The organism is Nostoc sp. DedSLP03 (assembly GCF_034530815.1).
Lineage (GTDB): Bacteria > Cyanobacteriota > Cyanobacteriia > Cyanobacteriales > Nostocaceae > Nostoc.
In genome coordinates, this window is sequence record NZ_JAVRCK010000001.1 from 23,904 (window position 1) to 45,758 (window position 21,855).

Consider the following 21,855-nt stretch of genomic DNA (forward strand, 5'->3'; position numbering starts at 1 on the left):
TAAATTTTTATATTTATTTATAGAGATTCAAATTGGTATTAAAATCTGTTACAAAATAAGGCTTAATCTCTGGATTAAAACTGAGTTTGTAATCTCCTCTATTTGGAGAATTAACTCCTACAAAATCAACTTCTTGCAAGTTACGTTTAAAACACTCTTCAATTAAATTGAGTAGTAAAAATGTTGAACCACCACTTTCTCTGTATTCCGAATTATTTCCAGCAAACATATAATAGCCACGCTTACGATCAAAGAGGAATAAAATTGCAGAAATAGGAATTGTATCCAAATAGCATACTTTCAGTGTTCCAAATCCTTTGGTTAAAGATTTATCTGTTATTGCTTTAAGTAAATAAGATTCTTTTTCTATATTTTCTATTCCTTGTCTAGCCCAAACTTCTCTGTTTAGTTTGTCTAAAATATGAATATTTTCAGACACTTGAATAGATAATTTATTCTTGATAGCTTTCCGCATTTCCTGACGCCTGACAGCGCGGATGCAACTGAGATAAAAGTCAAAAGTATCAAATTTTTTTAATTTTAATATCCCCGTGTATCTGAGTTGAACTTCAAACTTCCCTTTTTCAGGTGTATGGTAGTTATACCATTGAAATGGTCGTATATCCTGCAATTGCCATGAATGGGCTAGGGAAATTTTATCAAATTTCTCTATAAGTTTTTCTAAGAACCAAGTGACAATAAAAAATTCTTCGCAATTCCGTTTGTGATCTGTTTTAGCAAAATTGTCGGCTAGTAACAGTCCTTGATAGGGTGTGAAAGGGAAAGGAGCGGGTAATATCTTGGAATCTTCAGAAAATAAGATGACAGTACCTGCAACTATTTTGTGTCTAAAATAGACTGTAATAACTTGAAAAGGAACTCCTAATGAATTGAGAAATTCAGTTTTGGCAAAAACAGTTCCTTGAGGAGATTCTTCAACAAAATCATCCCAAATATTTGCTATTTCCTGCCAATTAATTACAAAATCTTTAGTATTCATTTACTTATAAACATAAATACAAACATCACAATGATAGTAATGATGAATTATTGTGGCTTTTCTCGATAGCTGCTGAATACAGAAACTTAAAACTGTCTCTGGTTCATAATAAGCCATCGTTTCTTGTCGAAAATTCACATAAGAGGAAATAAAATTAAATGCTAGACCTTTCTCACATAAAGAGAATGCTTTTTTGATTAAAGTTTGTAGAAAAATATTCCCGTTAGGTGTAAAATTATTGAAAACAGCAGAGACTAAAACATAATCATAGGTTTCTTTTAAACTTTCTTGAGTTATATCTAAGCACTCGAATTTCATATCTGGAAATTTTTTACGTGCAATTTGAATAGCTTCAGGTACAATATCTATGCCTGTATATTGGCAAATAATATTGTGTTCTTGCAAATATTCTGCAAAATAACCGATACTACATCCTATATCTAAAATTCGACATCCATTAAGGTCTCCAATTTTCATAAGTTCTAAATATCTAACAAGAGATTCATCTATAGAACCCCACTGTCCAGAACCAGGTGAGTCACCTTTTGTCCTTACAAGATTCTGATAGTGTTTTCGTAATATCTGCACACTTGTGTTAACTTCACTCATTGACGATTCATCCTTAACTTTTTAATGTTAAACATAAAGATATATAGATAATAACTAAAATTAGCATTTTTCTGTCTATTAGTGGGCTTTTTATTACTCACTTGCTAATACTAGTTCCCAGGCAAAAGGTGTACCTTTCTTGATATTTTGATTAACTGCTTTTCCGATAATAATGTCGAAAAACTTAGGCGGTAATCCTAAACCTGGGCGTACTGCTCTTAGGTTTTCTGGAGTGAGAATCTCTCCAGCTTTCATATCTTTAGCAACGTAGAGCGATCGCCGATAAAACAATGATTCTTTTTCAGCCTCAGTGGCTCCATATTTTATACTGCCCAAAGCTTGCCAAGCTCTTTGCGATTCTATTACCAATTGCTGCATCTCTGCTGGTTCCATTGAAAAGGCTGAATCAACTCCACCATCAGCGCGACACAGAGTAAAGTGCTTCTCAATTAATGTAGCTCCTAAAGCAACACTAGCAACAGCAACTCCAATACCCATTGTGTGATCCGATAACCCTACCTGCACATTAAACAACTCACGCATTTGAGGAATAGTTAACAGGTTAGTATTTTCTGGTGTGGCAGGATAGCTACTAGTACATTTGAGTAATATTAAATCTTGGCATCCAGCTTCTCGTGCTGTCCGAACAGTTTCATCTAACTCAGAAATTGTTGCCATACCAGTAGAAATAATCATCGGTTTACCTGTGTTCGCAACTTTGCGAATTAAAGGTAAATCGGTATTTTCAAAAGAGGCAATTTTATAGCAAGATACATTTAAAGATTCGAGAAAATCTACAGAGGTAGCATCAAAAGGAGTGCTAAATACAACTATTCCCAAATCATCACAACGCTCAAAAATAGGTTTGTGCCATTCCCAAGGTGTGTAAGCCTGCTGATATAGCTGATACAGGGATTTACCGTGCCATAAACTATTAGGAGAATCGATGTAAAAATCACCCTCATTTATGTCTAAGGTCATCGTGTCAGCAGTATAAGTCTGAACTTTAATTGCATGTACTCCGGCTTTAGCAGCTGCTTCAACGATATCTAAAGCTCTTTCTAAAGATTGGTTATGATTGCCGGAAACTTCAGCAACAACGAAGGGGAGATGACTAGCACCGATTATTCTATCTGCAATGTTAATTTCTCGCATTTACTCTCTCAATTAATCAAATTTACACTTGTCTATGATTAGAAGGATTGCTTGATGTCCTTGCAGTGTAGTTATTCCCATACTCTGAAAACCCGCTTTGGAAAATGCCTTAATAGATGCCTGATTACTTGGTTTTATGTAGGCATTAATTCTAGTAACATCAGAATCAGAGAATAGTTGTTTACAAGCTAATTTAATCAAGCTACTGCCATAACCCTGATTACGAAACGTTGGGTCAATACTCATGGAAACAGTAGCTTCATAATTTTCTATGTCATATCGAATCTGTCCAATAGGTACATTATTATTGTTAATAGCAATGTAAAAGATACAATTAGGGTTAATTAATTTAGATTTAAACCATTGAACATGATTTTCCCAGAGTATAGACTTTGAAGAAAAAGAAAGCGCACGTACTTCTGGAGCGTTTGACCATTCCCATAACAACCGACAATCATCTTGCTGCACCGATCGCAATTGAAAAAAGTTATCTTTTAGATAGCTCAAAACTCGACTGCTTCCTTGACCATCCACTAATTCTTGGCTACATCTAGTCATTTTTTCCCGCTTTTCAGGAGTTATCAGTAATTGCGCTACTGCCGCTGCTATTTCAACAGCAGAAACATTCTCATGCCATCCCAAATTGACAACTACTCCCATTGCCTCTAGTTTTTCGGCAATCGCCCGTTGGTTATCTGCCAAAATTACCATTACACTAGGCAAACCTATAAAAGCTAGTTCCCAGCAAGTGCTACCACCAGCGGTCACTGCCACATCAGCCCAAGACATCAGATTGGGCATATCCGTTACATTCCTTTTCAGGGGAATAGGAAACCTTGACTCCTTACTAGCCGATCGCAGCTGCTCATAATGCGGATTACTTCCTCCAACTACAACAACTGCTTCTAGCCCTTCTATTTCTACTTGTTGTAATCCTTGAATCACCTTGAGAGTTATATTATCTGGATCTGCACCGCCTAGTGTAACCAGTAACTTCTTAGCTGTCAGAGGGAGCGATCGCTGCCATCTCCGCCACTGGCAAAATTCCCGCCGCAAAAGGCTATAGCTTGTACCAAGTAATAGTTTGGTATATGGCTGTCTATTCCTGTATAATCCGTCATGAGCATAAATATTTTGATTTAAAACAATGTCCGCGTGGTACTGTTTTGCGTGTCCATAATCATCAATGAATAAAAGTTTTAGCTCAGATTCCTTGATGATTTCTTGATACTTAGCATCGAAATTATAACCATCTACTACAACCCAATTTGCATTAAACTGGTGTGCGAGTTTCGCTGTTTTTTCGGCATCCTCAGCGCTTCCAATTTGAATCGGCAGGTGGATAACTTCCATTTCTTCCGCGTTTAACCGAGTTTTCAAATCTGGTGCTTCAGCCGCCATCACAAAAATAACCTGACCACCTGCATTTTGCCAAGCCTGCGCTAAAGCTAGACAACGCATTACATGACCTGTACCTATTTGTGTTGATGCATCTACTCGGATAAATAGGTTCATTTTTGATAAATTAATACTTATACAGCATATTTATTTTGTTCTACGTGTGCGTTAATTAGTGACCAATCAGGATACTCTCTGAGCAAATCTAAACAATCCTCAAGAGTAAATTTTGGAATTTGAGGATAAAGCGCTTCAATAATTCTTTTAGTCAGTTCAAAATCATCTGCTGTATCAACTGTCCAGCGATATGAACTTTCATTTTCTGAATAAACTACCTGAGCTAATCGATAACATTTAGGTTGCATATAAATAAACGGGGTAACATGCTCCCGGTCAGGTTGTGCGATTGCTTCTACAAATGCCTGATGTAATGCTAGGAACGAAAAAACCTCAGTGTCCATTCCCCGTGGGTAAGTTCTCTCTAAACAGTTAGAAACATAATCATATTGATATCTATAATCAAAAAAAAATTGAATTACCTTGTCAATCACTTGTGGATCAATAAGTGGACAATCAGAGGTAACGCGAACTACTACATCTGCTTGATATTCTTTAGCTGCTCCATAGTATCTGGCTAATACGTCTTCTTCAGAGCCTCGAAAATATGGTATTGAAAGGCGATCGCAAAGTTCAATGATTGGCAAATCTGTATTATTGTTTGTAGTAGCAATCACAATTTCATCAGCCAGCTTTACTCGCTTTAGTCTCTCAATCTGGTATTCTAATAAAGGCTTATCCAATACCTTTTTGAGTACTTTTCCGGGAAGCCGAGTTGAAGTCATTCTTGCCTGAACAATAATTACAGTTTTCATATCAGCCTCTCTTTTAACGAAGCTACTACCCTATCTTGACTCTCTTCATCTAGTCCATAATATATTGGAATACTGATAGCTTCTTTGTAGTATTTTTCTACTTGTGGAAAGTCTCCTAATTTAAAGCCAAAATTTTGGTAATAAGGCTGTATATGAACTGGAATATAGTGCAAACTCACACCAATTCCTGCACTACGAAGTTCTTCAAATACCTGCCGATGAGTTTTATTAATTTTATCCAGTTTGAGCCGAATCACATAAAGATGCCAGCTAGAATAAGTATCTGGATGTTGCCACGGCAGCATTAATGGTAAATCTTGCAGTAGTTGATTATAGCGGTTAGCTAAAAACCAGCGACGTTCTACAAATTCATCTAGTCTTTGCATCTGACTAACGCCCAATGCTGCTTGAATATCTGTTATCCGATAGTTGAAACCTAATTCAAGTTGCTGATAATACCAAGATCCATGAGATTGTCCTTGCATGAAATCTGGATTGCGAGTTATGCCATGACTTCTTAATCTAATTAATATTTGATACAATTCCTCCTGATTGGTTAGCACCATACCGCCTTCGCCAGTCGTGATAATCTTGACTGGATGAAAGCTAAAAACTGTCATATCAGAAAATTGACAAGAACCAACAGATTGTCTCTGATAGGTTCCCCCGATCGCATGAGAAGCATCTTCAATAATTTTGAAACCATATTGCTGCGATAAAGCGGCAATTTTCTCCATTTCACAGGATTGCCCTGCAAAATGCACGGGTATTAATACTTTTGGCAGACATCCTTGATATTCTGCCTTAGCTAACTTACTTTCTAATTCATCTACGCTTAAATTATAGGTATTTAAATCAATATCAATAAAATCTACTTTGGCATTACAATAAAGCCCACAATTAGCTGAGGCGACAAAGGTATTTGGTGATGTCCAAAGAAGGTCTCCTTGCCCTAAATCAGCTGCAAGACAAGCAATATGTAATGCAGCTGTGGCACTGGAAACCGCTACAGCATATTTTGCCCCACAATAGTTAGCAACCGCTTGTTCAAACCTCTCTATCACTGGGCCTTGAGTAATCCAGTCTGAGTGCAAAACTTCAATTACAGCATCAATGTCTTCTTGATTAATATCTTGCCGCCCATAGGGAATATAGCCACTCATTACTTCAACATATCCAATAATTGGAAACCTTTTAGCCATTCTGTATTTATTTCGGAGCTATACTCAAACCCTTCTGCCACAGGGACTCCTTTTTCACCTAAAGCATTGCAGGTATAATCAATAGAATAGGCATATTCAATAGTTGGTTTAATTACATAATGGTCTGCAAACTCCAAGGCTAAATGTGAAGCTTCAGAACAAAACATAGCTTCATGTAGTTTCTCTCCTGGTCTAATGCCAACAATTTTAATTGGAACCCCTGGTGCGAGTGTTTCAGCTAAATCAGTAATTTTCATTGAAGGAATCTTGGGGACAAATATTTCTCCACCGTGCATTCTTTCAAAGCTATTAAAAACTAAATCTACAGCATGTTGTAGGGTAATCCAAAAGCGGGTCATGCGTAGATCTGTAATGGGAATTTCGGCGGATTTTTCCTGAATCAGTTTTTGAAAGAAGGGTACAACTGAGCCTCTGGAACCAACAACATTGCCGTAGCGAACTACAGCAAACCGGGTTTTCATTGACCCAACAATGTTATTAGCTGCAACAAAAAGTTTATCCGCAGCTAGCTTGGTTGCACCATAGAGATTAATTGGATTAACTGCCTTATCTGTTGATAGAGCAATTACTTTTTCTACTTCTTGCTCAATGGCAACATCAATAACATTATTTGCACCGTGAATATTAGTTTTAATACATTCCATTGGGTTGTATTCAGCAGCAGGAATATGCTTGAGTGCCGCAGCATGAATAACATAATCTACACCTCTCATTGCCATATGCAAACGATCGCGATCGCGCACATCTCCAATAAAATAGCGCATTACAGGTGCGTTAAACTCCTGCGCCATCTCGTACTGCTTCAGTTCATCACGTGAATAAACTATGACTTTCTGAGGCTGATATCGGCTGAGAACCGTTTTCACAAATTGTTTGCCGAACGAGCCTGTACCACCAGTAATTAAAATCGATTTGCCATTAAACATCTTGTAATTCTTTGTAATCTCAAAATTATTATTTTCCAAAAATAAATATTTAAGTAAAATTGTTAATTAGATTTTGGTTGATTATTTGTGGTGCGATCGCTATTTTTCTCTTGCTTTTTAATTTTCTCTAAAACAACTTTGTAATCTTGCCGATCGGGGTGCAACTTCACCAGCTTTTCCAAAGGCTCCATCGCACCTTTATAATCTTTCAATTGCAACCGCAGCAAAGACAGTTTCTCTAAAGCAAGTTGGTTTTCTGGTTCCCGTTGTAAAACCAACTCGTAGCCTTGCGCCTGTTGCTGTAATCCTGACTCAGGAGAAGCAGACGCAGTTGCTGGCTTAGGTTGAGTAGCCTGTTGGATTGCTGGAACGACTGCAAATAACGTAGAACCAAAAAACGAGAACATCGACACTATCGTGACAATCTTTTGTCGCCGCTGAATCTGCTTTTTGCGGGTAATTAGGTATTCTTCGTCTGAACCAGCCATGTCTCACATACTTGCTGCGGTAAACACTTAAGTATCAGCAAGCCTCCGTTCTGAGGATACCCATCTGCTCAACAGAAACTAACATCCGCGCTAAAAATTTTTTACACAAACTTCAAATGCTGACTCTGAAGACGAGAGAACTTTATGGTAAGCCTATCTATAGCAACAATTTTGCTATGCGTAGTTTACTGCCGTAGGCATCGCTTCTATACCTCAAAGCAAAACCCTACCCTGTACCCTAACAGGTCTTATTCTCTGAGCAAAATATAAAAATTATATAAAGATTTACAATTATTTCGCCTAAAGCCAGATGTTTGCGATAATCTAAATAACATTTAAATCAACAGAAAGAGTACACATTTCTACTCAATTGCAAATTTCCCAGTCGGTCAAAAACCTTCAAAGTAGCTCGTATCCTATAGCTACTGCAACAAGCAAGCATATTTTTCCTAATTTAAACAAACAGAATTTTCCTAGTAGTCCTCAGTCACACTACTTAGTGGAACTTCCTTGAGGACTAATTATTCTGCTCGGCGTTCACAAGAGATATCTTACGAAAGGTAGTGTTGCACCGTTGCAAAAAAAAGGTAGACGTAAAGAGGAAAAACAAAAGGGGCAAAAGTTAAAGGAAAAAGTGTAAATATAAGCATCCCTTACTCCTTCTCCCAAAACTTTTGTCTACTTCTGCGAAAAGTTTAAGGACTGCTTGGTAAAATTGGGATTTTCTGGTGGTAATTACCGTACAAAACCGAATTTACCAGTAACTTAGTAGAGTTTGTTATGGTATAGTTAAAAAGTTAAGACTAGCTTTACCAAATTAAACCACTCTACGGGCCGGCAACAATTGCAGAATGGGAAGCGGTTTTAATTAAGCATTTACCTACAAAATCAGAATTCAATCGAGGTTATGACTCAGCAAGTGATTCACCCAATGGTGAAATTGCAGCGCAATGTGCAATCACTCATAGAATCGAATATTATCAAGCCAAGCGATAGCATCTGGAAAATCGCTCTGCTCTATGGTAATGAATGGCAGCACTGGAAACAAGAACTGCTTGACTTTGGCTTTAGTATGCAAGACCCAGTTAGTGAATTGCTAGCTGTAGAAACTTGGGATGAAGAGTAGGGAATAGGGCATAGGGAATAGAAATTTTTAATATTCACCACTCCCTAGACGCGATTAATCGCGTCTCTACATAACTCCCGATCCTCTAAACTTTGCAAGCAGCTAATGCCGCAGCTAATTCCTTTGCCGTTTGATAGCGATCGCGTGGCAATGGTTCTGTAACCCGATCGATAACATCTCTTAATTGGGAACTAATGGTGGGAACTTTTGCCACCTCAAACCTGAAGTTTCGCCCTCTTTGGCGGTAATACTTGAACGGGTTTTCGCCTGTGAGCAGAAAAATCAGCGTTGGCCCAATTGCATACAAATCAGATTGAGTCAAAGGTTGTCCTCGTTCTTGTTCGGGAGCGCAGTAACCTTCTGCACCAATTCGAGTACCGGGCGCTGTGCCAATCTCTTTAACTGCGCCAAAATCTAGCACCACTATGCGATTTCCTGAACTTCGCACCATTAAATTGGCGGGTTTGATATCGCGGTGAATCAGTGGAGGCTCTTGGCTATGAAGATAGTCCAAAATATCACAAGTTTGGATCATCCAAGCGATCGCTTGGCTTGGTGTTACTGGGCCGGTGGTATAGACACGTTTCTCCAAATCTTGTCCGTGGATTAATTCCATTGCCAAGTATTTTTTTCCGCCTTCTACAAAAAAGTCATAATACTTGGGAATTCCAGGATGTTTAAGGGATTTGAGAGTGTGCGCCTCTCGCTCAAATAGCTCTTGAGCTTTGACAATTTTTAGCATATCAGCATTCATTTGCTTCAACACCAGCAGTTGTGGCACACCCGCAATCAGACCAGCCTCATCCCAAGCGAGATAAGTAGTACCCATACCTCCTTGTCCGAGAGTTCGCAACACCTGATAATTGCGAATTCTCTGTTGGACTGAGAGAGGTTGACCGCAGTGGATGCAAAACAGATTGTTTGGAGAATTACCTTCGTGCGTGCAAGTAGAAGATAAATTTGCCAGATTTTCTGCTGAGTAAAATGTCTCAGCAGCGTTTTCTTCTGTCCCTTGTATTTGTTGCTGCGATCGCAAACCAGTTTCCAGTACTGTTACCTGCTGAATTTGGAATTGCAATATTGGACCTCCCTGTGCCAATTGCAAAAGGGAATTATCTGGTAACGGACTCTGAAGTACAAGGATACCGTTGAGAAAAGTGCCATTTGTACCTTTACTAGTCAGCTGCCAAGCATCGCCATTGCTAGCGTCACCGACTTTTCTCAGTTCTAGATGATACCGCGAAACTAAACTATCATTTAAAACAACGTGATTATCTGCCGCTCGACCAATCCGAATTATGGAGGAGTTCTCAAAGCTCCACTGCTGGAGGGGCGTTTTCTGTTGCGGTTCTAACAGGGTCAGACTAACCACAATACAACCTACAAGGTAAATGGATTAGGGATTGGGGATTAGGGATTGGGGATTAGGGATTGGGGATTGGGTATTGGGGATTGGAGAGTAGAAAAATTATTTCACAGTTCCCAGTCCCCAGTCCCCAGTTCCCAGTCTCTTAATTTCAACTTTCTAGATTTGGGCGTACTTTTGCCCGAATAAGTATACCAGTAATATTGTCGTGACCGTTGTGTTGATTTGCCAAATCAATTAATTCTGTAACGCCCCGTTCTAAGTTAGCACCAGAACTAAGTAAGGGTTCTAAGTGCGTCTGCCAATGGGTTTCTAGTAAATCATTATCTGATAGACCGTCTGACACCAACAGCAGAAGAGTGTCTTCGTTGATGTCGAAAAAACCAACGTCGGGATTAATTGAGTTTTCATCACGAGGCCCCAAGGCTTGGGTGAGTTGGTAGGCATCTGGGCGGGCATAAGCGATGCTTGCTTCTACTCCTCGATTTATTTCCCGTTGCCCAACTTCGTGATCTACTGTGACTTGTTCTAGTCCCTGCTTGCGCGTCAGGCGATAGAGACGGCTATCTCCGACATGAGCAACTGCTGCTTGAGTATCTTGAATTAAAAGCATTACTAAAGTTGTACCCATACGCCCAACTCCAGAACGGGCATCTTGTTGATTGAGCTTGTAAATCGCCTCATTAGCTAAAAACACTGCCTCACGAATACTATCTTCTGTTGGCAGCTGGTTGGCAATCCAGTGTTCTTGAAAGTATTCCCGTAGGGTGTTGACTGCTAACTCACTGGCTATCTCGCCGCCAGCGTGTCCACCCATACCATCACAAAGAATATACAAACCATGCCCTTCTAAAACTCGACTTTTAGGGAACTCCAGTTTCTGAATTTTGGTTTCAATGCCAAAGCAGTCCTCGTTATGATGACGTTGACGCCCCACATCTGTGCGTCCTGCATCTTCTAAGCTACTTAACTGCATCGCCAGCACCACAGTTGCCATATCATCAGTTTTGCTAATGATATCTTCTAACTCATCTGATTGCGGGGTAGTGGACACAACAGTATTGTTCTCCTTGATTGCGGGCAAAGTTGCGCTTCCTAATGCTTCCAGTTCAACAGAGATTTCCTCCAAACGCGATCGCAATTGAGCGATGGTCTGAATCTTACCTACCTCTAAATCCCCCAACATTTGGACTACAGAGCCAAATTGAGTCCGTTGCGATTGTCTAAATAGTGCTTGCCAAACCCTTCCCAAAGCTTGGATAGTTAACGGCTCCTCTGGAATGGCAGATGTTTGGCGAGGGGCATCTTCTAACGACTCCGTGGCGGGTTGAGAATTCAGTGATTCCACATACAACCTTTGTAGTGCCAACGTTTGGTCTTCATCCAATCGCAAATTCGACAAATCTAAAAGGCTTTGACGACAATTTACTGGTTCCAATACTGCCCAAAGTTGAACCATTTCATAACACCAGTGTAAAATTTTTAACGAACTGGTTGTTTCTTCTTGCCACAGGTCGAGTAAATACTGCCAATCCGAGCGGTTTTCGATTATTAATACCTGTATATCACCTTGCTGCCATGCGTCGTGAATCGACGGTATCCCCCGCTCACCTTGGGATTGTAAAGCAATATAAAGTTTAGCAAGGCGAGGAATCTCATTCGCTTCCACTGATGGTGTGAGCAAATCTGATTCCTGATTTTCTAGGATTGCCTGAATCGGTGATATTTGATACGGCTGGCAGTCTAGAACTCTCACACCCACATCAGTAATAATGGCAGTTTCCGTTTGAGCAGGTAGCGCATCTAATAATTGATAGCGTTCTTGGGAGTCTAAATAGGAGCCTAATGTAATTTGAGAACTAGGAGATACAGAAGATGAGGAGGGTATTGCTTGTTCATCTCCCTCACCTCCCACATCTTTGACATCCCCTTCTCCTCTCAAAGCTTCCCTAGTCGTTTCTTTAGCAATAATTGCCCAAAACACTGTTCCACATTCTGTGTCACAGTTATGACAACGTAATACATTCACAGGTACATCATCAGTACCGCATTCAGGACAAATCTTGTGAGTCAGGGACGTGCCACAGTTTTGACAGAATTTGTTGCTATTGGGGTTTTCAAATTTACACTGAGGGCAAATCAGCATAGTGGAAGTTCCTTTATTCCCATTCGTTCCAAGGTGCTTCTAGCCACTAACATCCAAGGTGCCACAATTGGCTGTCCCTGACTACAGTAGATTGTAGTTGATCAATGAATTTTGGTGGCAGTATTAATTGTGACGCATATTAGATAAATATTTCATATATTGGCAGCTAATTCCTTGGAAATGGGGAATGGGGAAGAAGCAGGGGAGCAGGGGAGGCAGGGGGCAGGGGAAAAGGTTAAAGGTTAAAGGGAAAAGGAATAAATTTAATCTTTCCCCTTTTCCCCTTACCCCTTTCCCCATACCCAATGCCCAATGCCCCATGCCCAATACCCAATTATCAAGAGTCTGGCAATTGTGGAGGTTCAGCGTCAAACCATTTTTGATAAATTTGCTTGTAAGTGCCATTGGATAACAAAGTTGCTAAACCTTTGTTAATTGCATCCAAATGCGGTGAATCCTTGGGCGTAGCAATCCCGTAGTATTCTTGGGTGAGCAAATCCGCAACAACTCTAATGCCTTTGAGTTTGCCATTTTTAATCGCATACAAAGTAGCGAAAGCATCGCTAACCACAGCATCGACATTGCCATTGAGTAAGTCTTGGAAAAATTCTGGCCCAGAATTAAAAGTACTAATTTTAGCGTTGGGGATGGTTTTGGCAAAATCTGCCCCAGTGGAACCAATTTGGACAGCAATTTTTTTACCTTTGAGACTATTGAAGTCTTTAATATTTTGATTGTCTTCGCGGACAGCGATCGCAAGTCCGGCTTTAAAATAAGGTCGTGAAAAAGCAATTGTTTTCAGGCGTTCGGCGGTAATTGTGATTCCACTAATTGCGGCATCAACTCTTTTAGCTTCCAAACTTGAGATCGTGCCATCAAAGGGCAGACTTTCAAACTGGATTGCAAAACCTGCTACTTTAGCGATGCCTGCGGCGGGCGACACCAACGCATTCATCAAATCAATATCAAAACCTTCTAACTTACCGTCTGCTGTTTGAAATTCAAAAGGGACAAAGGTGGGGTCTGTGGCTACCTTGAGAATTTTAACATCTGGGTTAGTAGTGGGATATAAACTTTGACAGGCAATAATTAGTAGTAGACAGCCTAAGCTTAGAATTAGCTGCTGCCACTTGAAGTTAATTAATTTCACCATAGTAATTTTGTTCTAGTAATCAGTTTTTACGATACTTGTCAAGATGTTATAAGAAAGAATACATACGTATGACTTTTTGCTAATTGCCTTTGTGTGTGTTCTATATTCTGACTCCCAATTTTTAATCGCTTATGGCTTCTACCACTTCTGCTTACCAAATTGCTGATTTGTTCGCCGAAAGAGCTAGAAATCTGACACCACCAACTTACGGCACTGAGTTAACCAAAATCATCACCGTCAGCTTTGCCTATGGTCTGGCTGACCCAATTCTTTTTCCTCATGCTGATTTGTCTGCTGCAAGTGCTGCTGTATTGGCAGAAGAAGCTCCGCTCGCTCTCAATTATGGGCCACCTTCAGCCCAACTTTATGAACAAATAATCCTCCGCTTGCAGGCTCAAGGAATCCCTGCCGATCGCGATCGCGTGATTATTGGCTACGGTTCCAGTCAGATTTTGGGCTTGCTACCAGATGTGTTTCTCGAACCTGGTGATGTGGTAATTGTGGAAGGGCCAACCTTCTTGGAAGTAGTTAATAGATTTGTCCAGGCTGGCGCCCGCCTGATTACTATTCCTGTAGATGAGATGGGAATGGATGTAGATGCGTTAGAAGAAACTTTAAGCGACTTGAAAAAACGGGGGATTCGACCCAGGTTTATTTACACTATCCCTACTTTTCATAATCCCACAGGCTCTACTATGCCGTTATCTCGTCGCCAAAAACTGGTAGCGTTAGCGGCTGAGTATGGCGTATTGGTGGTAGAAGACGATGCCTATAGCGATTTGCGCTTCCAAGGCGAGGCTGTGCCATCCTTGGCAAGCCTTGACAAAGAGGGATGGGTGTTATACGTGAATACCTTCTCGAAAATCATTGCGCCTGGTATCCGGCTAGGCTGGGCTTGTGGCGATCCAGCAATTATTGAGCGATTGGCAATGTTCAAAAGTGAAGGGCCTGTGGGGCCGTTTGTCAGCCATGTGGTTGGTCGCTACTGTGCTACAGGCAAACTAGATTATCACATTCAGGAGCTAATCGTCTGGTACAAACATAAGTGTAATTTGTTGTTAGAAGCGATCGCTCAAGAGTTTCCCAGTGATGTAGTTGCTTTGCGACCAGGTGGTGGCTTTTTTGTCTGGTGTAAATTGCCGCCAGACATCAGCGCCACAGCACTCCTAACTGCTGCCAATGAACGCGGTATCAGCTTTCTCCCAGGAACTCGCTGCTACGCCAATGGACAGGGAGATGATGCCATCAGGTTAGCTTTTAGCTTTCAACCAACTAAAAAGATTGTCGAGGGAATCGCTACCTTGGGAGCAGTGCTGCGTGGATGGCAGCGACGAGCGTAGCAATTTTAGATTTTGTGGAAAGTCCGATCTCAGGAAACCTCCGGTCAAACTTTCTTTCCTTACAAGCCGTAGCAATTAGCGAACCGCTCTTTCTTTTCCACATCCTGTGAAAAGTCACGCTTAGTACCAGTTAGTGCGGGTAACAACGGTTCCGGTGCCACAGACTAGGGCCGCACGGGAGAGGCGGCCACTGAGGTTATTGCCGACCTTCGTGTAGGCAAAGTTAATGCCCGGATCGACGGTTTCGCCAACATAGTCCCAGCTACTGGGGTTGGCGTTACTGCTGCGGGTGCGATCGAGGTAGACCTTGCAGTAAGGCGGCGCGTTGTCGATTCGTGCGAATGAACCGCATTGGCCGCTGTAGAAGTACTTCAGCGTTATGTTGCTTCCAGCCCAGGTTGCCTTCTTGCTCTGCTGGAGGTTGTAACGGCAGGGCGTGGACTCCGGGTAGCGACCTTCATAAGGGTAGCTTGGATAGCCCGGACTGTTGAACGGCGCAGCCTCAGCGACGGTCGCAAACGCTAGCGATGTGGAGATGAATAGGCCGAAAACCCTGGTGATTGTTCCGATCGCCATGAGTGGTTTCCAAATTTAATTTTATATTTATTTACTAGATTAACTGTTTATACTAAGTAGGCAGAAAAATTTCTAACTATGTAACAAAAATCTAAAGTAATTAATCCTCTTTAATTACTTTGAACAAAGAAAAAATAAGAGCGTATTTTTTAACTGTAGATAAAGTGATAATTAAAGCGTTTATTTTCTAATAAAATCCTAAAATCAAGATTTTTGGTAAAAGTTTTATACTCAGAACTAGCCCTTTCAAGGTGAGTCAGCATTTTTTGGTAATTTATTTAACTGCATTAGTCGCAGATAACACAGAAGTAAGAAGAATTATTGTCCAAAAATTTTACCTACCTTGAAAGGGCTAATTTTGAATCTTTAAAAAATTTGCTCCAAGCGCTGGAAATCACGCTGGACTTCATACCAGAGACTTTTATTATGTGGGTCTGTTTTCAAAGCTTTTTTAAGATAAATTCTGGCTTTGAGTAGTTGTTTTTCGGAAATTAGCGCTCGTCCCCAAATTTGATAGGCGATCGCCAACCATTGACGAACTTCTGCATCTGTTGACAACCGATCTGCTAAAGCTTCCGCCAGGGCGATCGCTTGCGGAAATCGTTTTTCTTGCAAAAATCGCTGCAATTGCTCATAAGTCTTCCACTTCAGCCGTTCTTCTATTTCCAACAGATTAGGCGGCTTTGGTTTCCCTGATTCTTGGCTTGTCACCGTTGTTACTGGTGTTTTCTGCCTATGCGTTGCCTTAGCGTCATCACGCCCACCAGATGTTGATACCTGAGTTGAATGTGCCACAGTTTCCTCTGGTAGTACCACTGTCATCAGGAGTTTGTACGCTTCTGTCAAGGCAATAAACTTATCTTTGGCTTTGTTGTCATCTGGGTTGATATCGGGATGATATTGCTGCGCCAGTCGTCGGTAAGACGCTTTGATGTCAGCAAAAGAAGCTCCCGATCTTAAACCTAGTAAACGGTAGCAATCTCCAAGATCCATCTTGAGCTATCAGCTATCGAATATTTAGCTATTGGCTATTATCTGTCAGTATCAGCTTCAAGCCCGGACTATTAATGATAAGGGCTAATTTTCTATTTTAAAGTTCAATGTTGACAGTTTGTTCATAAAAGGGGATTGGGAAAGAGGAGGCAGAAGGCAGAAGGCAGGAGGCAGAAGTTCTTTAATTTTGAATTTTGAATTTTGAATTGATTTCTCCCCCTGCCCCCTGACTCCCTACTAACCAGCTACTACAGAGGTTCGTTCTTCAATCACACGGTCAATTAAACCGTATTCTTTTGCCTCTTCGGCAGACATGAAAAAGTCACGATCCATATCTTTTTCAATTTTTTCTATGGTCTGACCTGTTTTATCGGCATAAATGCCATTGAGCTGGTGACGAATCCGTAGAATCTCTCTAGCTTCAATTTCGATATCGGTTGCTTGTCCACGGGTACCACCTGAAGGCTGGTGAATCATAATCCGTGAGTGAGGCAATGCTAGGCGTTTGCCTTTGGTGCCAGCTGCCAGCAGGAAAGACCCCATTGAAGCAGCTAATCCCACGCAAATAGTTACTACATCTGATTTGATATGTTGCATGGTGTCAAAAATAGCCATGCCAGATGTAACCATTCCACCGGGGGAATTGATGTATAAATAAATGTCTTTACCTGGATCGTCTGAGTCCAAATACAGCATTACAGCGATAATTTGATTGGCAATTTCATCATCAATATCACGCCCCAAGAATATAATCCGTTCTCGGTAAAGGCGATCGTAGATGCTAATCCAATCTGTATATTGTCCACCGGGCATCCGGTAAGGAACTTTAGGAACGCCTATAGGCATAATTTACTCCGTTTTTAATTAGTCAGTCATTAGTCATTGGTCATTGGTCATTGGTCAATTGCTCAATTGGTCGTTAACATTAATAATTTTTGATTATTAACAAAGGACAAAGGACAAAGGACAAATGACAAAAGATAAATTAAAGGACACTGGCAGGAAGTGGAGGATTGGCGAGTTCTTCTTTCTCAAAAACTCGGTCAATTAAACCGTATTCCTTCGCTTCGTAGGGTGTTAAATATAACAAGCGATCCATGTCTTTAGTAATTTTTTCTGGAGCTTGTCCAGTGGTGCGATGTAAGATATCAACTAAGGCCCCTTTATTTACCAAAACTTCCCTGGCGCGAATTTGAATATCCGTTGCTTGACCTTGGGCGTAGCTCTTGGGCTGATGCAGGATAATCGAGGAATGAGGCAAACTAGCGCGACAACCTTTTGTACCAGCACTGAGTAGCATCGCTGACATTCCCATCGCGGAACCGACGCAGATGGTGTGGATAGGAGGCTTGATATATTTCATGGTGTCATAGATGGCGAAGGCTTCGGTTTCAAAGCCAATGGGTTCGCCACTGTAACCGGAAGTGCCGGTGGAGTTGATATAGATTTTAATCGGTTTTTCGGGGTCGTCGGATTGCAAGAACAGCAATTGGGCCACGATTAATTCCGTAACAGCAGGCACCAGTGGCATCCCAATATAGACGATTCGCTCCTTCAATAAGAGGGAAGGTAAATCTGGCGGTGGTGTTCGGTAAAAGTTATCGCCGTAATATGGGGCTTGAACAGCCTTGATTGGGGAATTGTCCATAGCAACTGATCGCCTGAAACTATGCCGTTAACTGTAATACATCCTAGCGCGATGCTCACCTTCTTTAAGGTGCGGATTTCTCCCTAATGCTGAAGGTGGCTTCGCATCTGCCAATGCTTGGCTTCTAAGATATTCTGATTATATTAGTGTATTTATGTTGGATAAGTTTTCCGTAGAGCTAAAGTAGTGCTTTGAAGTTATTTTTTTATATGTATATCCTGAATAGGGACTCTGAGTTATGAAGGTTAATTTGCAGCCTGCCTTGAATGATGGTAATTTGGACGCAAATCAACTGAACAGTCAACGTCAGTTGGGAATTTCGATTTCGGCGATCGCAGAGATTCAAGACCGCCATGTACCCCTGAATTTGTGTTTAATTCTCGATCATAGTGGTTCGATGAATGGGCGATCGCTGGAAACGGTGAAAAAAGCAGCGAATCGTCTGGTAGATAGACTCAACCCTGGCGATCGCCTCAGTGTGGTAGTTTTCGATCACCGTGCCAAAGTCTTAGTAGCCAATCAAAGTGTCGAAAATCCAGAGAAAATCAAACACCAAATCAATCGCCTAAATGCTGATGGTGGAACTGCGATTGATGAAGGACTGCGCTTGGGGATTGAGGAGTTGGCGAAGGGCAAAAAAGATACTGTTTCCCAAGCTTTTTTATTAACCGACGGTGAAAATGAACACGGTGATAACAATCGCTGTTTAAAATTTGCTCAATTGGCTGCTAGCTATAATTTAACTTTAAATACTTTGGGATTTGGTGACAACTGGAACCAAGATGTTTTAGAAAAAATTGCCGATGCTGGCTTAGGTACTTTATCTTATATTCAAAAACCCGAACAGGCAGCCGAAGAGTTTAATCGCCTGTTCAGCCGCGTTCAAACAGTGGGATTGACTAATGCTTATCTGTTATTCTCCCTGATGCCCAATGTCCGGTTAGCGGAACTTAAACCCATCGCCCAAGTATCCCCAGACACAATCGAGTTACCACTGCAACAAGAAGCTGATAGACGTTTCGCTGTGCGGTTGGGAGATTTAATGAAAGATGCAGAACGGGTAATCTTAGCTAATATTTATTTGGGACAATTGCCAACAGGTGAACAAGCGATCGCTAATGTGCAAGTCCGCTACGACGATCCAGCCGCCAACAAAGTAGGTTTAGTTACACCAAATATCCCAGTTTATGCCCATGTAGTCAAAAATTACCAAGCAGACCCGAATCCCCAGGTGCAACAGTCTATTTTGGCATTAGCTAAGTATCGCCAAACCCAGTTAGCCGAGACGAAATTACAACAGGGCGATCGTTCTGGTGCGGCGACAATGTTACAAACGGCTGCGAAAACTGCTTTGCAAATGGGAGATACTAATGCAGCGACGGTGTTGCAAACTTCTGCCACCCAGCTACAATCTGGCCAAGATTTATCCGAAAGCGATCGCAAGAAAACCAGAATTGTCTCCAAAACAGTTTTGCAAGATACTCCTCCCCAGTAAACTCAGGTTTAGATGAAAGTTAAATTGCTCTCGGCGTTAAATGACAATAATGTTGATCTGGCTCAAACAAGTAGCCAACGTCAATTGGCAATTACAATTTCGGCAATCGCTGGTGAGTCCGATCGAAATCTCCCCCTTAATCTCTGCTTGATTTTGGATAAAAGTGGTTCCATGCATGGACACCCAATTAAAATGGCGATCCAGGCAGTGGAAGGATTAATCGAACGGTTGAAAGTAGGCGATCGCATCTCGGTTGTAGCTTTTTCTGGCACTGCGGAAGTCATTATCCCCAACCAAGCGATTGAAGACCCCGAAAGCATCAAATCTCAAATAAAAAGCAAACTGACTGCTAGCGGCGGCACTGCGATCGCTGATGGTTTGGAACTGGGAATTACAGAACTGATGAAGGGCACAAGAGGCGCTGTTTCCCAAGCGTTTCTACTGACAGATGGGCATGGTGAAAGCGGTTTGCGGATTTGGAAGTGGGATATTGGGCGAGATGACAATAAACGCTGTCTGAAACTGGCGCAAAAGGCTGCCAAGCTGAACCTAACTATCAACACTTTCGGATTTGGCAATAGCTGGAATCAGGATTTGTTGGAAAACATTGCCGATGTCGGTGGTGGTACTCTAGCTTATATCGAACGTCCCGAACAAGCTGTGGAGCAATTTAGCCGACTGTTTGGACGGATTCAATCGATTGGGCTAACTAATGCCTACTTGCTGTTATCTTTAGTGCCCAATGTCCGACTAGCAGAATTGAAACCCATTGCCCAAGTTGCCCCAGACACAATCGAGTTACCAGTAGAACCCGAAGCTGACGGTAGCTTTGCTGTGCGTTTGGGAGATTTGATGCAGGATGTAGAACGGGTAGTTTTGGCTAACATTTATCTGGGACAATTGCCAGAAGGTAAACAAGCGATCGGGCATTTGCAAATTCGTTATGATGACCCGTTGGTTAACGAACAAGGCTTACTTTCGCCCTTGATGCCAGTGTATGCAGATGTAGTGCGGGCGTATCAACCGACATCGAATCCCCAGGTGCAACATTCTATTTTAGCATTAGCGAAGTATCGCCAAACCCAGTTAGCCGAGGCGAAATTGCAACAAGGCGATCGCACTGGTGCAGCCACAATGCTACAAACGGCTGCTAAAACCGCATTACAAATTGGAGATAAAGGTGCAGCAACAGTGTTGCAAACCTCCGCCACTCGCCTGCAAGCTGGGGAAAAACTTTCCGAAGCAGACTTGAAGAAAACTAGGATTGTATCTAAAACCGTTTTACAAGAATAGTAAAAATTGATTTTGTTTGGAAGTGTAGAATGTCAACAATAAACTTTGTTATTGATAAGATTGCAATCCTTGCAGAACAAAGTGGTTATATAGGCTGTCTTGAAGATTGGAGTGTTTGCGGCGGTTATAATCCAGATTATCCTCCAAGATTAAGTTTTGAGCAGATCCAGAAACTTACTCAAAATTATCCGTTTAATTTACCATTAGAACTTTGTGAACTATACCAAAGAGGTAATAGTTGTTTGCCTATTGGTGTCAACCACAACAAAAATTGGGATTCCTTCGACAGTTATTTTCCATTTCAATTTCCATTGGAAGATGACGTTTTTTTCCCGTTAGGAGAAGCAATTAATACATATTGCTCTATAGCCTCTTGGTTAAAGAAGAACGAACACAAATTACAGCTATCAGGAAAGACAAATGATTGCCAGCAAAAAATTTTAGCTTCTCTCCTGAATAACAATAATTTTTCTTCACGCTTGTTTCCTATTTCTAGCACGGAGAATGGCTTATACGTTGTAGTTGGTAATGAAAAACAACAGGAAACATCACCAATACTCTTTTTATGGGAAGATTTAGTATTTTCTATGGAATGGCCAAGCCTTACTTGGATGATGCTAGGAATGGCAGAAGTCATGGAAAGAAAAATGCAGTCACCAAAGCCTAATGGGTATGAAATCGAAGCTATTTGGCACAAGTATGCTGTCGTAGATGCTTCAGTTTTTCCAACATAAAATGAATGGGCTGAAAAATTAAATATAACTACGCGATCATAGTAATATCTAGGTATTAAATTAATATATTAAGCAGCACTTTAAGGATTTTTGCTGAATGAAGCGATCGCAAGCTAGTGGCTTAACCATATACCAAAATGAATGCGGAAATTACTTAAATAAATAAGTAAACTGGGGTTTGAGAAAGTAAAAGCTTGTTTTACTTGTGGAAAACACCAAAATGAGAAAGTAAAAGCTTGTTTTGCTTGCGGAAAACACTAAAATGAGAAAGTAAAAGCTGCTTTTGAGAAAGTAAAAGCTTGTTTTGCTTGCGG

General features: G+C 41.1%; 20 protein-coding genes. 5 read left to right on the forward strand and 15 right to left on the reverse strand.

Annotated features, from left to right (window positions below; genetic code table 11):
• Positions 1–13 precede the first annotated feature (13 nt).
• The 8 genes from RM368_RS00105 to RM368_RS00140 form a co-directional block, all read right to left on the reverse strand.
• Positions 14–1,000, reverse strand: a complete 987-nt coding sequence (locus RM368_RS00105) for a GNAT family N-acetyltransferase (protein ID WP_322692154.1) — start codon at positions 998–1,000, stop codon at positions 14–16.
• Positions 1,001–1,609 (reverse strand): class I SAM-dependent methyltransferase, encoded by a 609-nt coding sequence (locus RM368_RS00110; protein WP_322692155.1) that lies wholly within the window; start codon positions 1,607–1,609, stop codon positions 1,001–1,003.
• Between the two features lie 93 nt (positions 1,610–1,702).
• Positions 1,703–2,764: a pseudaminic acid synthase gene (gene pseI, locus RM368_RS00115; protein WP_322692156.1), complete on the reverse strand. Its 1,062-nt coding sequence runs from the start codon at positions 2,762–2,764 to the stop codon at positions 1,703–1,705.
• Positions 2,765–2,776: 12 nt separating this feature from the next.
• A complete protein-coding gene (pseG, locus tag RM368_RS00120) occupies positions 2,777–4,279 on the reverse strand; it encodes a UDP-2,4-diacetamido-2,4,6-trideoxy-beta-L-altropyranose hydrolase (protein WP_322692157.1) in 1,503 nt (500 codons plus the stop codon).
• Between the two features lie 17 nt (positions 4,280–4,296).
• The gene (locus tag RM368_RS00125; RefSeq protein WP_322692158.1) at positions 4,297–5,034 is read right to left on the reverse strand and encodes a glycosyltransferase family protein; all 738 of its coding nucleotides are present in this window, start codon (positions 5,032–5,034) and stop codon (positions 4,297–4,299) included.
• The gene (pseC, locus tag RM368_RS00130) at positions 5,031–6,236 is read right to left on the reverse strand and encodes a UDP-4-amino-4,6-dideoxy-N-acetyl-beta-L-altrosamine transaminase (RefSeq protein WP_322692159.1); all 1,206 of its coding nucleotides are present in this window, start codon (positions 6,234–6,236) and stop codon (positions 5,031–5,033) included. The genes RM368_RS00125 and pseC overlap by 4 nt, the downstream gene beginning before the upstream one ends.
• On the reverse strand, positions 6,197–7,183 hold the full coding sequence (pseB, locus tag RM368_RS00135) for a UDP-N-acetylglucosamine 4,6-dehydratase (inverting) (protein ID WP_322692160.1): 987 nt from the start codon (positions 7,181–7,183) through the stop codon (positions 6,197–6,199). Before pseB ends, pseC begins: the two co-directional genes overlap by 40 nt.
• 62 nt (positions 7,184–7,245) lie before the next feature.
• Positions 7,246–7,671 carry a tetratricopeptide repeat protein gene (locus RM368_RS00140; RefSeq protein ID WP_322692161.1) on the reverse strand — a complete coding sequence of 142 codons (426 nt, stop codon included), beginning with the start codon at positions 7,669–7,671 and terminating at the stop codon, positions 7,246–7,248.
• Positions 7,672–8,578: 907 nt separating this feature from the next.
• Here RM368_RS00140 and RM368_RS00145 point away from each other — a divergent pair.
• The gene (locus tag RM368_RS00145; RefSeq protein WP_012407469.1) at positions 8,579–8,797 is read left to right on the forward strand and encodes a DUF4327 family protein; all 219 of its coding nucleotides are present in this window, start codon (positions 8,579–8,581) and stop codon (positions 8,795–8,797) included.
• 85 nt (positions 8,798–8,882) lie between these two features.
• Here RM368_RS00145 and RM368_RS00150 read toward each other — a convergent pair whose 3' ends face one another.
• From RM368_RS00150 to RM368_RS00160, 3 genes are all read right to left on the reverse strand, one after another.
• Positions 8,883–10,169 carry an FHA domain-containing serine/threonine-protein kinase gene (locus RM368_RS00150; RefSeq protein WP_322692162.1) on the reverse strand — a complete coding sequence of 429 codons (1,287 nt, stop codon included), beginning with the start codon at positions 10,167–10,169 and terminating at the stop codon, positions 8,883–8,885.
• A 145-nt stretch (positions 10,170–10,314) separates the two neighbouring features.
• Positions 10,315–12,309 carry a serine/threonine phosphatase gene (locus tag RM368_RS00155; RefSeq protein WP_322692163.1) on the reverse strand — a complete coding sequence of 665 codons (1,995 nt, stop codon included), beginning with the start codon at positions 12,307–12,309 and terminating at the stop codon, positions 10,315–10,317.
• Positions 12,310–12,646: 337 nt separating this feature from the next.
• On the reverse strand, positions 12,647–13,462 hold the full coding sequence (locus RM368_RS00160; RefSeq protein WP_322692164.1) for a basic amino acid ABC transporter substrate-binding protein: 816 nt from the start codon (positions 13,460–13,462) through the stop codon (positions 12,647–12,649).
• 131 nt (positions 13,463–13,593) lie between these two features.
• Between RM368_RS00160 and RM368_RS00165 the strand changes: the two genes are divergently transcribed.
• On the forward strand, positions 13,594–14,802 hold the full coding sequence (locus tag RM368_RS00165) for a PLP-dependent aminotransferase family protein (RefSeq protein ID WP_322692165.1): 1,209 nt from the start codon (positions 13,594–13,596) through the stop codon (positions 14,800–14,802).
• 120 nt (positions 14,803–14,922) lie between these two features.
• On the opposite strand, the gene RM368_RS00170 is transcribed toward RM368_RS00165, so the two are convergent.
• The 4 genes from RM368_RS00170 to RM368_RS00185 all read right to left on the reverse strand — a co-directional run bounded on the left by RM368_RS00170 (position 14,923) and on the right by RM368_RS00185 (position 18,019).
• Positions 14,923–15,378 (reverse strand): hypothetical protein, encoded by a 456-nt coding sequence (locus RM368_RS00170; protein WP_322692166.1) that lies wholly within the window; start codon positions 15,376–15,378, stop codon positions 14,923–14,925.
• A 366-nt stretch (positions 15,379–15,744) separates the two neighbouring features.
• Positions 15,745–16,371 (reverse strand): J domain-containing protein, encoded by a 627-nt coding sequence (locus tag RM368_RS00175; RefSeq protein ID WP_322670449.1) that lies wholly within the window; start codon positions 16,369–16,371, stop codon positions 15,745–15,747.
• A 237-nt stretch (positions 16,372–16,608) separates the two neighbouring features.
• Complete coding sequence (locus tag RM368_RS00180; protein WP_322670450.1) at positions 16,609–17,217, reverse strand: ATP-dependent Clp protease proteolytic subunit; 609 nt, start codon at positions 17,215–17,217, stop codon at positions 16,609–16,611.
• 139 nt (positions 17,218–17,356) lie between these two features.
• Positions 17,357–18,019 (reverse strand): ATP-dependent Clp protease proteolytic subunit, encoded by a 663-nt coding sequence (locus RM368_RS00185; protein ID WP_322670451.1) that lies wholly within the window; start codon positions 18,017–18,019, stop codon positions 17,357–17,359.
• Positions 18,020–18,257: 238 nt separating this feature from the next.
• Between RM368_RS00185 and RM368_RS00190 the strand changes: the two genes are divergently transcribed.
• From RM368_RS00190 to RM368_RS00200, 3 genes are read left to right on the forward strand one after another with little or no spacing between them, the layout of a single operon-like run.
• Entirely contained in the window at positions 18,258–19,514 is a 1,257-nt protein-coding gene (locus tag RM368_RS00190; RefSeq protein WP_322692167.1) for a VWA domain-containing protein, read from the forward strand.
• Positions 19,515–19,526: 12 nt separating this feature from the next.
• Positions 19,527–20,807 (forward strand): VWA domain-containing protein, encoded by a 1,281-nt coding sequence (locus RM368_RS00195; RefSeq protein WP_322692168.1) that lies wholly within the window; start codon positions 19,527–19,529, stop codon positions 20,805–20,807.
• A gap of 29 nt (positions 20,808–20,836) precedes the next feature.
• On the forward strand, positions 20,837–21,541 hold the full coding sequence (locus RM368_RS00200; RefSeq protein WP_322692169.1) for a hypothetical protein: 705 nt from the start codon (positions 20,837–20,839) through the stop codon (positions 21,539–21,541).
• The last annotated feature ends 314 nt before the right edge of the window (positions 21,542–21,855 follow it).